Source organism: uncultured Chitinophaga sp., assembly GCF_902168175.1.
Classification (GTDB): Bacteria; Bacteroidota; Bacteroidia; order Chitinophagales; family Chitinophagaceae; genus Chitinophaga.
The window spans coordinates 150,121-164,030 of record NZ_CABHOU010000021.1 but is presented as its reverse complement, the minus strand read 5'-3'; the positions used below and the strand labels follow the sequence as shown (position 1 = coordinate 164,030).

At 45.7% G+C, this 13,910-nt stretch carries 14 protein-coding genes; 10 read left to right on the top strand and 4 right to left on the bottom strand.

Annotated features, from left to right (window positions below; all coding sequences use genetic code 11):
- Window positions 1–13: 13 nt before the first annotated feature.
- Window positions 14–2,437 (bottom strand): PAS domain-containing hybrid sensor histidine kinase/response regulator, encoded by a 2,424-nt coding sequence (locus QZT80_RS02810; RefSeq protein ID WP_295117362.1) that lies wholly within the window; start codon window positions 2,435–2,437, stop codon window positions 14–16.
- A gap of 224 nt (window positions 2,438–2,661) precedes the next feature.
- Here QZT80_RS02810 and QZT80_RS02805 point away from each other — a divergent pair, with 224 nt between their 5' ends.
- The 3 genes from QZT80_RS02805 to plsX are packed head-to-tail and all read left to right on the top strand — an operon-like array spanning window position 2,662 to window position 4,421.
- Window positions 2,662–3,198: a DUF177 domain-containing protein gene (locus QZT80_RS02805; RefSeq protein WP_295117361.1), complete on the top strand. Its 537-nt coding sequence runs from the start codon at window positions 2,662–2,664 to the stop codon at window positions 3,196–3,198.
- Window positions 3,199–3,230: 32 nt separating this feature from the next.
- Entirely contained in the window at window positions 3,231–3,425 is a 195-nt protein-coding gene (rpmF, locus tag QZT80_RS02800; protein WP_295117360.1) for a 50S ribosomal protein L32, read from the top strand.
- Window positions 3,426–3,473: 48 nt separating this feature from the next.
- A complete protein-coding gene (plsX, locus tag QZT80_RS02795) occupies window positions 3,474–4,421 on the top strand; it encodes a phosphate acyltransferase PlsX (RefSeq protein WP_295117359.1) in 948 nt (315 codons plus the stop codon).
- Between the two features lie 97 nt (window positions 4,422–4,518).
- On the opposite strand, the gene QZT80_RS02790 is transcribed toward plsX, so the two are convergent.
- Together QZT80_RS02790 and QZT80_RS02785 are read right to left on the bottom strand one after the other, a co-directional pair.
- Window positions 4,519–4,710, bottom strand: coding sequence for a hypothetical protein (locus QZT80_RS02790; RefSeq protein ID WP_295117358.1), 192 nt, complete (start codon window positions 4,708–4,710; stop codon window positions 4,519–4,521).
- Window positions 4,711–4,723: 13 nt separating this feature from the next.
- Window positions 4,724–5,185, bottom strand: coding sequence for a hypothetical protein (locus tag QZT80_RS02785; RefSeq protein ID WP_295117357.1), 462 nt, complete (start codon window positions 5,183–5,185; stop codon window positions 4,724–4,726).
- Window positions 5,186–5,360: 175 nt separating this feature from the next.
- On the opposite strand from QZT80_RS02785, the gene QZT80_RS02780 reads away from it, so the two are divergent.
- Complete coding sequence (locus QZT80_RS02780) at window positions 5,361–6,617, top strand: TlpA disulfide reductase family protein (RefSeq protein ID WP_295117356.1); 1,257 nt, start codon at window positions 5,361–5,363, stop codon at window positions 6,615–6,617.
- Between the two features lie 67 nt (window positions 6,618–6,684).
- Here QZT80_RS02780 and dcd read toward each other — a convergent pair whose 3' ends face one another.
- The gene (dcd, locus tag QZT80_RS02775) at window positions 6,685–7,221 is read right to left on the bottom strand and encodes a dCTP deaminase (RefSeq protein ID WP_295117355.1); all 537 of its coding nucleotides are present in this window, start codon (window positions 7,219–7,221) and stop codon (window positions 6,685–6,687) included.
- A gap of 85 nt (window positions 7,222–7,306) precedes the next feature.
- Here dcd and QZT80_RS02770 point away from each other — a divergent pair, with 85 nt between their 5' ends.
- The 6 genes from QZT80_RS02770 to QZT80_RS02745 all read left to right on the top strand — a co-directional run bounded on the left by QZT80_RS02770 (window position 7,307) and on the right by QZT80_RS02745 (window position 13,743).
- On the top strand, window positions 7,307–7,924 hold the full coding sequence (locus QZT80_RS02770) for a 4'-phosphopantetheinyl transferase superfamily protein (RefSeq protein WP_295117354.1): 618 nt from the start codon (window positions 7,307–7,309) through the stop codon (window positions 7,922–7,924).
- Between the two features lie 36 nt (window positions 7,925–7,960).
- Complete coding sequence (locus QZT80_RS02765) at window positions 7,961–8,467, top strand: shikimate kinase (protein ID WP_295117353.1); 507 nt, start codon at window positions 7,961–7,963, stop codon at window positions 8,465–8,467.
- Complete coding sequence (locus QZT80_RS02760) at window positions 8,460–8,846, top strand: DUF423 domain-containing protein (RefSeq protein WP_295117352.1); 387 nt, start codon at window positions 8,460–8,462, stop codon at window positions 8,844–8,846. Before QZT80_RS02765 ends, QZT80_RS02760 begins: the two co-directional genes overlap by 8 nt.
- 5 nt (window positions 8,847–8,851) lie before the next feature.
- Window positions 8,852–10,270, top strand: coding sequence for an alpha/beta hydrolase (locus QZT80_RS02755; protein WP_295117351.1), 1,419 nt, complete (start codon window positions 8,852–8,854; stop codon window positions 10,268–10,270).
- Between the two features lie 44 nt (window positions 10,271–10,314).
- Window positions 10,315–12,951: a DNA translocase FtsK 4TM domain-containing protein gene (locus tag QZT80_RS02750; RefSeq protein ID WP_295117350.1), complete on the top strand. Its 2,637-nt coding sequence runs from the start codon at window positions 10,315–10,317 to the stop codon at window positions 12,949–12,951.
- A gap of 126 nt (window positions 12,952–13,077) precedes the next feature.
- Entirely contained in the window at window positions 13,078–13,743 is a 666-nt protein-coding gene (locus QZT80_RS02745; RefSeq protein ID WP_295117349.1) for an outer membrane lipoprotein carrier protein LolA, read from the top strand.
- The last annotated feature ends 167 nt before the right edge of the window (window positions 13,744–13,910 follow it).

Here is a 13,910-nt window from a genome sequence, read left to right as displayed (position 1 = left end):
GAGAAGCCTCTGTTTATTCGTTTACCTTAATAAAGTCCTGCATTTTGCGAAGTTCTTCCTCTACTATCGGGAAAAACGTGTTTACTTCACTCACTACCTCGTCCAGCAGTTCCGGAAGTTTATCCATTCCGTTGTTATGGCGCAGCAAACCTTCCAGTGTTTCCATTTTGGCGGTTACCCAGGTAAGGCCCACCATAGAAAAGTTAGGTTTAATTTTGTGTACCTGGAAACGTAACTGCTCCCAATCCTGAGCGGCCGAGATCACGTCCAGCTTTCTCATTTCCTCCCTTATGTTAAGCACAAATATCTCGAATAGGTCTACGGCATAACCGATATTGCTTTCATAGAGAGTGTTGAGGTATTTTACATCCAGTCCCGAATGGAACTCATAGCCGCTGATGTTTTGTACTTCCATTATTAGTTCAGTTTCGTCTTCGTTCAGATATTTATTAAGCACCTGTAGTAACTGGTCAGGTGTATAAGGTTTGGTGAGTATGTCGGTAATACCAATTGACCGGGCGAGGTTGATGGTACTGGGCATTGCGGCAGCAGTGGTCGCAATTACCGGCGTTGCTACATTAGGTTTATCTTCGTCTTCACGGATCTTTTTCGCGAGTTCGAATCCGTCCATACCCGGAATGCGGATATCCATCAGTACCAGGTCAAAATGTTTCGAATTAAGGAAATATAGTGCATCGTGCCCATTGGTAGCCAGCTGGTAATCGACTTTGTACTTTTCCAGTAAGCTGATGATGTACTTGAGGTTCATAGGGTTATCCTCTACCACCAGTACTTTGGAGGTGCCAAAATCAATCTTCGCATATTTGTTATCCGGCTTCTCAGGCATACCTGGGCGTATCGGTTTTCTAGTATCAACAAACGGCAAGTTAAAACAAAAGCAGGTATGATAAACGGGATCATCTTCAATACCGATCCTGCCCCCCTGTAATTCTACAAGTTGCTTCGCTATGGCTAGTCCCAAACCGGTTCCGCCATATTTTTCCCTGATGCCTTTTTCTGCCTGCTTATAGTTCTGGAATACTTCTTCCAGTTTGTTTTTCTCTATCCCAATACCTGTATCGCATACCTTAAACTGCAACCAAAGTACATTTGCCTGAACGTTTTCTAATTCTACTTTCAGGGCGATCTCGCCTTCGCGGGTAAACTTTTCAGCATTACCCAAAAGGTTCATCAGCACCTGGTTCAGGATCATATCGTCGCCCATTAACAGCGTGTTGAGTCTTTTATCGAACTGAACGGTTAATTTAATGGGGCGTTGGGCCAGTTTATGCTGAAACGAATCTCTCATGGAATTGACCAGTTTTGTGAGGTCGAACTCCCTGGGGTTCACTTCCAGCTTGCCGGCCTCAATTTTCGAGAGGTCCAGTATATCGGTAATGAGGCCGTGCAGGATATTAGATGAGTGTTTCAGTATCTTTATATACTCCTTTTGCCCATCACTCAGATTTGTTTCGTCTAACAGGTGGGTCATGCCGATGATGGCATTTAAAGGTGTGCGTATTTCATGGCTCATGTTGGCCAGAAATTCCTTTTGCGACTTTTGTGCCTCTTCCGCGTTCTGTTTGGCCCGCTCCAGTTCTTTCTGTAGCTTTTTTTGCTCTGTGATGTCCATATGTATACCTACGCCGCCAACGGTGTTACCATCGCGATCGTAGAGGTTGCCCGAACTGGCAAGTACCCATTTCCGGGATCCGTCTCTCAGCACAATTTCAATATCATATAGTGTAGGAACATCTTTTTCAATGCGTTGCCGGCGCAGCCGCCTCGCTTTTTCACGGTCGCGTTCGTCTGGTACGAACAGGTCAGTAATGTTTTTGCCGATCACTTCCTCCTTCGAATAGCCTGTTAGGCGGGGAAAACTGTCGTACACCTTGGTAATGTTCCCGTCCAGGTCGGTTTCACATACCGCTGCGTTCAGGTTATCGAGGATAATACGGTACTTTTCATCTGTCCGCTTCACTTCTTCCTGCCACTGGCGATGTTTGGTTACATCTATTACCTGCCAGATGCAACCGCGGTATATATCATTGTCATAAACCGGAACATAACTCACTTCCCGTATATGTCCTGTTTTAAATACTACCTCCCAGCCAAAAAGCGGTTTTTCGCGCAGGCGTAATTCTTCCATTTTATCCCTGAACAGGTCCGGTTCCACTGTTTGGTCGCTCAGGAGTTCTACCAGGGTGGAAAATGGAATATTCAACTGCTGGTCGTTAAGCGGACTGTTTTCAAAATATGCTGAGAATACCTCATTTACCCAAATAAAATGATGGCGTTCGTCCGATACCAGTACGCCGGCATTGGTGTTATTAAGAAAAGTGGAAAGGGGGAGCGCAAAAATAGAAGGCAGTTCCTCCCGGGTTAAGGCGGAGGTACGGCGCTTTTCAACTCGTTCTATTCTCGCTTTTGACGTCATACGTTTTTCGGGACAGGGGGTATTTGAGGATTTCATAAGAAAATACCAGGAAATTTATAGCATTGCTAAGGTTATTGGTTTCTCACAACTCGCTAACAGTAAATATCTGATATTTTTATTTATTTTTTTATATAAATCTCCTAGACAATCAACAAAGTTAGGAAATTTTTGCTTTTGCAAATATTTGTATACCTTTGCATCCCTCTTAAAGTGAGGATTTTGTTATGAAACAGCTCCGCGAATTCGATATTGCCTTTGTAGGACTGAAGCCCGGAGTTCATACGTTTCAGTACCAAATTACGGATAGTTTCTTTGAAAACTACGGTCCGCAGGATTTTACGAACTGTAATGCCACTGTGAAGTTACAATTTGATAAGAAAAGTAACTTTTTTATGTTGAAGTTTGAGGTAGGAGGTTCTGTTACAGTTACTTGCGACCGGTGTGGCCAACCTTTTGAGATGCAATTGTGGGATGATTTCGACCAGGTAGTAAAACTGGTAGAAGCACCCGGAGAGTTGCAGGTAGATGAAGATCCGGAAGTTACCTATATAAGTAAGACCGAATCTCATTTCAATGTGGGAGGCCTGATCTATGAGTTCATCAATCTTAGTATACCTATGCAGCGTATACATCCGGTTGATAGTGAGGGGAAAAGCAGTTGCGATCCCAAGGTACTGGAGATGCTTGATAAAATGAACTCCCAGGAACAGGATAAGACAAACCCGATCTGGAAAGGATTGGAAAAATTTAAAGACAATTAATTAAACAAGGACAAATTTAAAAATTAAATAAGATGCCAAATCCGAAACGCAGACACTCCCAGCAAAGATCAGCTAAGAGAAGAACGCACTACAAGGCTTTCGCTGATACGCTTAGCACAGACAGCGCTACTGGCGAAGTTCACCTGAGGCACCGTGCACACTGGGTAGAGAATAAACTGTACTACAGAGGTAAAGTTGTACTGGAAAAACAGGCCAACACTAAATAAAAAATTTTACTATTTTTACACCCGAGCTAACAGACAAATTATAGTTGCATGAGAATCGGGCTTGACATGATGGGAGGCGACTTTGCCCCCGTTGAAGCAGTAAAAGGAGTAAAATTATTTTTAGAGAACGTTGCCTCAGATGCGCACCTGGTTTTAATAGGGGACGAGCAAGTCTTGTTGCCATTATTGACCGATGCGGGTCTGGACCAATCACGATATTCAGTTGTTCATTCATCCCAGGTCATTGGGATGAATGAACATCCTACCAGAGCGCTTAAGGAAAAGCAGCATTCTTCCATCGCTATCGGCTTCCATCTCCTTCAGAACAAAAAGATAAACGCTTTCATCAGCGCGGGTAATACCGGAGCAATGATGGTGGGTACTTTTTATTCTATTAAGACGATCGAAGGTATCCTGCGTCCAACTATCTCTACCATATTGCCGCGTCAAGACGGAACTTATGGATTGTTGCTGGATGTAGGCATCAACGCCGACTGTAAGCCGGAAAACCTGGTGCAGTTCGCCATTCTCGGCTCTCTTTACTCTAAACACATCCTGAAAGTAGATTCGCCTAAAGTAGGCCTGTTGAACGTAGGAGAAGAAGAAGGAAAAGGGAATCTGTTGGCGCAGGCCACTTATCCGTTGCTGAAAGAGAACGATCTGGTTGACTTCGTTGGTAATATCGAAGGAAGAGATTTGTTCACACGAAAGGCAGATGTGGTAGTTTGCGACGGCTTTACCGGTAACGTGGTACTCAAACTGGCAGAATCCTTTCATGGGATTGCCAATTCGAGGAACATTAAAGATGATTACTTTGATAAGTTCGACTTTGAACGCTATGGCGGTACTCCCGTTCTTGGTGTTTCCGAACCGGTAATTATAGGTCACGGAATATCTGAAGGCCCGGCCTTTAAAAATATGATCCAACTGGCTCAACAAATGATCGAAAGCAAGCTGCTGGAAAAGATTAAAGAGAGTTTTGTAGTTGTGAAATAAACAGCAGGCCCTGCCTAATAATAACGTATTGACCGCTCCGGAGTTCCGGGGCGGTTTTTTTATATCAACTTAGTTTGCGCATCAATCTATCTTTTCTTTAGTTTGGATTAGCAGGTGACGTCATTTCTGGTACACCAACTTTTTTCAGGAACGCTCCTGCATCCCGATGCTTTTTGACAAAGTATGGATATAGTCTGTAATCAGGCATAGCCGCATTAATAGGAACATTTTCCTGCATCAGGCTTTTTATCAACTTTTCCTTTCTATTCGAACGCATTGTTACCTCCATGTTCATAACTAATTTAACCAATTTTTCTTATAACTAAAAACGCTTCAAAGTTAACACCGGGTCTAAAATCTGTCCATCTGCCGTTCGCCCAGCCTTTCACCCAAAACATGCTTTTTATCTCCGCCCAGTGCATATTTAACCCCATTTGATATAGCCTGGTTCTGGCAGGTGTGCTGCCCATTGCCATAATTACCGGACTTCCATGTTTGACGCAATACAATATAATTGTTGACGCAACGGTCGCCAGCACTTTATCCCGGTCGCTATTATTTGATCTGCTATAATCATCAAGATCATTTTTGTCGTTGTTCCAGTCACCGAAAGCGATGTTTACAATTTGTCGTCCATCCGGTGTCTTAATTTGTGTTGGCTGATAGGTGATTACTTTGGGCACAACTCCATTCGGACCTGTGCTTTTAAAGGTAAAAACGTGGTAATTGTATCCAGCCTGAAATTCATATCTGTCAAGATTCATTTCTCCGGGTTAATTCAAACAATGACCAAATCTACCCCGTTTTTTAATTCCATGTTTCTCACTTTGCCATCTGCGGTGTATAGATGTCGCAAGCGTATTTTTTGACTGCACCGTGACATTACATCAGTCTATACGTTCGGTAGAGTATGTCGCTGTTTTCACCTACTTTTGCTAAATGAAAAAGATACTTTCGCTGGCCGTGCTAACCGCAGGCCTTTGGTCTTGTAAATCATCAGCACCGGCATTACAGAATGGGGCCTGGCAAGCCCGTCTTCACAGGGCAGACGGGGCAAACATCGTATTCAACTTTGAAGTAACAGATAGCGCGGAAAAAAAGGTCCTCCATATAATAAACGCGAAAGAGCGTTTGCTGGTCGACAGTATCCGCCAGGAGGGCGATTCGGTATTTATCAGGATGCCATTTTTCGATTCTGAATTTAAAACCGCCCTGCAACCTGACGGCAGCCTTAAAGGCCAGTGGATCAGACATCTCGCTAAAGAGGACGTAGCCATTGAATTCAGCGCCGAGCCGGGTAAACGGGAACGTTTTAGCGCTCCTGCCTCATCACAGCTCAATATCAGCGGCCGCTGGCCTGCCTATTTTACTTCGCCGGAAGGCAGGGACAGCTCCTTCGCCATCGGTGAATTTTCGCAGCAGGGAAGCCGCGTAACTGGTACTTTCCTTACCAGCACCGGCGATTACCGTTTCCTGGAAGGTGTTATTGCCGGCGATACCCTTAAACTCTCCACTTTTGATGGCTCACACGCCTACCTGCTCACCGCCAAAGTGGAAAACGATTCTACGATCTCCAATGGTATTTTCTATGCAGGCATATCTGGCAGGGAAATCTGGACGGCACGTAAGGACGACAGAGCGGCGTTGCCCGACGAAAGATCACTTACCACCGTAAAACCCGACTCCACCCGGCTCGACTTCCGCTTCCCGGATATTAATGGTAACCAGGTGTCCATCCGCGACGACCGGTTTAAAGGAAAAGTGGTGATCGTACAACTGGCCGGCTCCTGGTGCCCCAACTGTATGGACGAAACGGCTTACCTCAGCGAATGGTATCGGAAAAACAAAGATCGTGGTGTGGAGATCGTTGCGCTGGCGTACGAACGCACTACCGATGAGGAGAGATCGCGAAGGGGTGCATTGAGCTTTATTAAACGTTTTAACCTGGAATATCCGGTGTTGCTTACCGGCGTAACACCTTCTGATAAGGAGCGTACCGAAAAAACGCTCCCACAGCTTACGCCTGTCAAAGGATTTCCGACGACTATCTTTTTAGATAAAACAGGTAAAGTAAGAGAAGTGCATACTGGTTTTAACGGCCCTGGCACCGGGGTACATTACGAGGAGTTCCAGCAGAACTTTAACCGGCTCGTAGATCAGCTGCTGGCGGAAAAGAGCCCTGAAGGTATATTGTAATTGAATCGCATAAAAAAGGAGAAAGGCGTACAACCTTTCTCCTTTATATTTTAAAATGAGCGAACGGTTAGAATACGTTCTTCCACATCATACTTTCCACTGGTTTCTCCGTACGGCCATTATACTTGGCATTCCCTTTCTTGTTATAAAAGGTTTCGATGTCGCCTTCCACTGCGAAGTAGATCAGCTGGCCAATAGGCATTCCCGCATAGATACGTACCGGTTGCGCGCAGGATATTTCCAGCGTCCAGGTATTGCAAAATCCTACATCGCCTTTGCCCGCAGTTGCGTGAATGTCGATACCGAGCCTGCCCGTACTGCTTTTTCCTTCGAGGAAAGGCACGTGGGCGTGGGTTTCGGTATATTCGGCCGTAACGCCTAAATAAAGTGTGTTTGGCTGCAATACAAAACCATCTGCAGGTATCTCGAAATGGTCGATTTCGTTGTGTTCACGGGCATCCAGTACCCTGTTCCTATACGTGGCCAGGTATTTACCCAGGTGCACGTCATAAGAATTAGTACCGAGGTATTTTCGGTCATAAGGTGATATTACTATCGTGCCCTTTTCAATTTCCTCGAGGATACGCTTATCCGACAAGATCATACTGGAACGTTGTTTTGGTTAGTTTTAGGTGATCGGGTTAATATTAATTCTATTACTTTTGATCACTTAATTAATGGGGCAAGATATGCCAATAATACGTACCATACAAATTGATGAGGATACAAAGCTGGGCGTGTGGAAAATTGGTGAACAAGAGGCCTTTTTCCGCTCGAAAGTAGCGATAGAACCCGAAATTCATCACCCGCACAAACGTTTACAGCATTTTGCGGGCCGCTACCTGTTGCTGGAACTGTTCCCGGATTTGCCGGTAAACGATATCCGCGTCATGGAAAGTCGTAAGCCCTACCTTCCGGATCACAGCTATCATTTCTCGATTTCCCATTGCGGCGACTATGCAGCGGCGATTGTAAGCCGTAAAGCGGCTGTAGGGATTGATATTGAGCTGGCCCAGCCGAAAATCGAAAAGATATCACATAAGTTCCTCGGGCCGCAGGAACTGGCGTTTATTGACCCGGTAAGGTCTTTGCTGCACAAATCGGTTTGCTGGTCGGTAAAGGAGGCGGTATACAAATGGTACGGGTTGGGAAGTGTCGATTTCAGGGAACATATGCAGTTGCAGCCGTTTCCTTTTATGCCGGCGGGAATGCTGACCTGCGATTTTCTTAAACCGGATAAAAACACACGCTTATATTTGCACTACCTCATGGACGGCGAAATGTGCCTTGCATGGGTGGTGGAATGATATATGTCATTGGACAACTCCATAAAACTATTCAACTTGAGAGTATTTCTGTTAGGCTTCATGGGAGCCGGTAAAACATACTGGGGAAAGCAACTTGCCGAACACCTGCAATTGCCCTTTTTCGACCTGGACGAGGTGGTGACGGAGCGCGAAGGGATGTCGGTAAGCGATATATTTGCGGCCAAAGGCGAAGATAGCTTCAGGCAGATGGAGAAAGATACATTGCGCGAACTGGTGAAAGAACAGGAGAAGTTTGTGATCTCCTGCGGCGGCGGCACCCCATGTTTTCACGATAACATCGGGTTCATGAACGATTCAGGCACTACCATCTGGCTAAACCCTTCTGTTGATGTGATGGTAGACAGATTGAAACGTAAACGCGGCAAACGGCCGTTGTTAAAAGACTTGTCTGATGAGGAACTGACGGCATTTGTAGAAAAGAAACTAATGGCGCGTGAACCGGTATATGAGCAGGCCAAGGTGATAATTGTGAGTGATGATATAACACTGGAAACATTTGAAAAACATTTGAAAGATGCATAAGACTTTTCTCGTTTGGGGCGCATTGTTAGGCGCATTGGCTGTGGCTTTCGGCGCATTTGGCGCACATAAACTTAAAGAACTGGTACCTCCGGAAACAGTGAGTACCTTCCAGACTGGCGTTACCTACCAGTTTTACCATGTATTTGGTTTGCTGGCTATCGGCATCCTGTACGCTAACTTTCCCGGCCCGCTAATGACCTGGGCTGGCAGATGTTTCCTGTTAGGTATACTGCTTTTCTCCGGATCATTATACCTGCTTACCATTTTTAAAGCAACTGAAACCGTTGGTATGAGCAAGTTTGGCATCATTACTCCATTCGGTGGTTTGTTCTTTATTGCCGGCTGGATTTGTATGTTGCTGGCATTCATCAAAAAGTAGTTGATATGCATTTTACCCGTTTCTCTCTTTTTATATTGATTTTTTGTGCGGTTTCTGTTGGTGCAAGTGCGCAACAGCGTGATATTACAGGCGACTGGTATGGCGTTTTTATGAAGGCCCGCGCCGTGCTGGTTATTAAGGATAATGCCGGCGACCTGCACGGTGTTTTTAAATCGCCTGACCAAACAGCGCAGGAGTTTAGGATGGATACGGTAAGTATTAAGGGAGATACACTTTCTTTCGTTGTTAAATCACTTTCGCTCCGCTATTTCGGTGTGTGGAAACAAGATTCAGCTGAGTTTGAAGGCTACTTTTTACAAGGTGGTCAGCAATTGCCGCTTAACTTTTCACGCAAAAAACTGGATAAGGAGGATATGGTGGCGAAGCGGCCACAGGAGCCTAAACCGCCGTTCGATTATGAGATAGAAGAGGTGCAATTCAGGAATACGAAAGATTCGGTAACGCTGGCAGGCACTTTTACTAAACCTCGCGGCGCAGGTAAGTTTCCGGCAGTGTTGCTGATAACCGGATCGGGCCCGCAGAACAGGAACGAAGAGATATTTGATCATAAATTATTCTGGGTGCTGGCCGACCAGTTTACCCGTAACGGCATTGCGGTTTTACGTTACGACGATAGGGGCGTAGGCAAATCAACCGGCAACTTCGCCAAATCTGACGTATACGACTTTGCAAGAGATGCCGCAGCCGGTTATGAATGGTTGTTGCAACGTGCCGATGTAGATAAAGCCAGGGTTGGTTTGTTAGGGCATAGTGAGGGTGGAATTGTGATACAGGTGATTGCAGCTGAGAACAAATCCGTCGCATTCCTCGTGTCTATGGCGGGTGTTGGGCTTGATGGCGTAACCTTGGGCGCAAAGCAAAACTATGCCGTGAACTTGTCGTCCGGCATGCCCGATTCACTGGTGAAGAAAATATCTGTAGAAAATACGCGTTATCTGCAATTACTGGCCTCAGAGAAAAACGTGGACAGTTTAAGAAGAAAGGCGGTACCGATGATCAACAGGATGTACGATATACTACCTGCCCAGTATCGCAGAGGCCTTGAACGGCCTGCATATACGTTTCAGGTAATTACAGGCAGTACTACACCGTCTATGTTATCATTGCTGCGGTTTAAACCGGAATTGTATCTTCCGAAAATCAAATGCCCTGTATTGGCCATTAACGGAAGCCGCGATATTCAGGTGAGTGCAAAGGAAAACCTCGAAAGCATTAGTAGCCTGCTGAGGGCAGGAGGGAATAAGGATGTAACGGTACGTGAGTTCCCCGGCCTTAACCATCTTTTCCAGGAATGTAAATCCTGCACTGTGGCAGAGTACGCAAGCCTGGAACAAACCATATCGCCCGAAGTGCTGGAAGTATTAACAAAGTGGATACAACAGCATACTGGCCTGCAGAAATAAAAAATCGCCGAATGCCGGGCAATAGTTAATTTTGGTACCATATTATGGCAGGAAACAAACTGAAAACCGAAAAGAAAAAAGCAGATAAAAAACCGCAAGCCAAACCAGATCCAGATGTGCTGAAGCCGGATAAAGAACCGGAAGTGAAGATGAAGGAACTGGTAAAGGATGAACGCACCCATAAAGTTTTGGGCGTTACAATGCTTTTACTCTCCCTTTATTGTTTTATCGCCTTTACCTCGTACCTGTTTTCCTGGGAAGAAGACCAGGACAAGGTGTTTCGCTATTCTGCCCGCATCCTATTCAGCGATGATGTGGAAGTAGATAACCTGCTGGGCCGCCTGGGTGCGTTCGTATCACATTGGTTTTTCTACAAAGGTTTTGGACTGGCTTCATTCCTTTTTTGCTACTTCTTTTTCATTTTAGGTATAAACTATATTGTTGGCCGTCGCGTATTCCGCGTATGGCGCAACATCAAGTATATTTTATTCGGACTGCTGTTCATCAGTACCGCGCTGGCCTTTGTATCCGGGAAAGCAGCTTTTCCCTGGGGCGGCGCTATGGGTACTGCAATTACCAAATGGACGAGTGGTTTTGTTGGTAAGGCTGGTATGGGGCTCTTGCTGCTGGTGGCCGGTTTAAGCTGGCTAATCTGGAAGTTTAACATCGACTTTAAAATGCCGGAACGCAAGCCTAAAGTAAAGCCTGTTAAGGCCGGGCAGGATGGCGCTACTTTACATATTGATGAAGAGGTAGAACCGGAAGAAGATAAGATCGCGGACGTGCCTTTACGTAAAAACGGCCTGCGTGAAGATGGGACTAATGGCATCACCGTAATTCAGCCTATGCAGGAAGAGGACTACGATCAGGGACTGCAGCTGGTAGAACGTGAAGATGCGGGAGTGATGGCGGAGCATATCACCTATATCCCCCCAATTGCCCCTCCTTTGCCGGAAATGCCGCTTGTGGAAGAACCGCTGGAAGAGGATGAGCCGCCATTTGATATGACGGAAATTACCAAACCGGAGGAACTGGAAATACCACAGGAACCGGCAAACCGTAAGAACCGCAATGTTCCCGAAGTTACTTTTGAGATCAAAGCACCTGTAGAAGAAACACTGCCGGATGAAGATGTACATGTAGGTCCATTGCCGGTACGCGAGCATGTTACAGCAGATCCTTACGAGCCTACGCTCGATCTGCGTGACTACCAGTATCCTTCGCTGGAAATGCTGGAAAATCATGGTTCTGATAAAATCGTGCAGGATACCGGTGAACTGGAAAAGAACAAGAACCAGATCATTGATACGCTGAAGAACTACGATATCCAGATCCAGAAGATCAGCGCTACGGTGGGTCCTACCGTGACGCTTTACGAAATAGTACCAGCCGCAGGTGTGCGCATCTCCCGTATCAAAAACCTGGAAGATGATATCGCACTAAGCCTGTCGGCCCTCGGTATTCGTATTATTGCACCTATTCCGGGCAAAGGCACCATCGGTATTGAAGTGCCGAACGTGAAGAAAAGTATTGTATCGCTGCGAAATATGCTGGCGTCGGAAAAGTTCATGAACAGTAACATGGACCTGCCGGTTGCCATTGGTAAAAAGATCGATAACGAGAACTTTATAGCCGATCTGGCCAAGATGCCGCATTTGCTGATGGCAGGTGCTACCGGCCAGGGTAAGTCAGTGGGTATCAATACACTACTGGTTTCGCTGCTCTATAAAAAGCATCCTTCTCAACTTAAATTTGTATTGGTTGATCCTAAAAAGGTAGAGCTTTCGCTATATAAACTCATCGAAAAGCACTTTTTGGCCAAATTGCCGGGTGAGGAAGATGCAATTATCACTGATACTAAGAAAGTAATTCATACTCTTAACGCCCTCTGTATTGAGATGGACGTGCGTTATGACCTGCTGAAAGAGGCCGGTACACGTAACATCCGCGAGTACAATGGTAAATTCACCGCCCGTAAGCTTAACCCGCTAAAAGGTCACCGTTACCTGCCATTTATCGTGCTGGTGGTCGACGAGTTCGCTGACCTTATCATGACAGCAGGCAAGGAGGTGGAAATGCCTATCGCACGTTTGGCCCAGTTGGCCCGTGCAGTGGGTATTCACCTGATCATTGCCACCCAGCGCCCATCCGTAAACATTATTACCGGTACCATTAAGGCGAACTTCCCCGCCCGTATAGCGTTTAAAGTATCCTCAAAAGTGGATAGCCGCACTATCCTGGACATCGGCGGTGCCGAGCAGCTGATAGGGCAGGGCGACATGCTGATCAGCTTTAACGGGGAACTGGTGCGTTTGCAGTGTGCCTTCGTAGATACACCCGAAGTGGAAAAAGTAGTAGAATTCATTGGTGAACAGCGCGGTTACCCCGATGCCTTCCTTTTGCCCGAGTATGTGGATGAAAAGGATATGGAAGGCAAGGACTTCAGCCTGGCCGATCGCGATCCGCTGTTCGAAGAGGCGGCCAGGGTAATCGTTCAAAATCAGCAGGGATCCACTTCCTTGCTCCAGCGACGCATGAAACTGGGCTATAACAGGGCCGGACGCCTTATGGACCAGCTGGAAGCCGCGGGCATAGTAGGCCCCAACCTGGGTAGCAAGGCCAGGGAGGTGAACGTGAAGACCGAAAGCGACCTCGAGGAAATTCTTAATGATTTGTTATAATTCCGCATATTGCGTCTGCTCATTTCTTCTTTTGGCCGAAAAAGCGATTTTTGCATTCCATTAAACCTATCAGGCACAACATTTGTCTTATACCTTAAAACCTAATAACTGTTATTAAAATTCAAGATGATGAAGAAATCGATACTTATAGGCGCTCTTTTGTGTGGAATGGTATCTGTAGGCACAGCTCAGTCAAAGGGTGGTCAAAACGACCCTAAGGCGAAGGCGGTACTCGACGGAGTGAGCAAGAAATTCAAATCACTTACTTCTGTAGTGGCTAATTTCATACTTAAGATAGAAGGTTCGAATAACAATGTATCTGATACTAAAAAAGGTACTGTTTATCTGAAAGGCGCTAAATACAAAGTAGCACTGGACGGTCAGGAAATTATCAGTGATAACAAAACCTCCTGGACGTACACCAAAGATGCTAACGAGGTAACTATCAATACTGTTGACCAGAGCGCGGGCACGATGACGCCGGCCAAACTGTTCACCAATTTCTATGATAAAGATTACCTGTACCGCCTGGATGCTGAAACTACAGAGAAGGGTAAAGTACTCCAGAACATCGAACTTACTCCTACAGACAAGTCTAAATCTATGTTCAAGGTGCTGGTATCTATCGACAAAAAGAACCAGACAATTGCACGGATGAAGATGTTCGAAAGAAACGGTAATAAAGTAACTTACGAGATCACCAACTTTACGCCAAACGCCAGTGTGAATGAAGCTACGTTTACATTTGACGCTAAAAAATACCCCGGTGTAGAGGTTGTAGACCTCCGCTAATAAAGAGCTTTTCGCATAAGCAAAAGAACAAAGCCCATTGATCTGAATACGTTTAGATCAATGGGCTTTTTAGTGCCCGGAAGGCTCTTGAAATCAGGCCTGTAGCCCTATGGAAACGTATGCATATAACTTCCGCATTTTTCACTACCTTTGGCAAGTTTAATTAA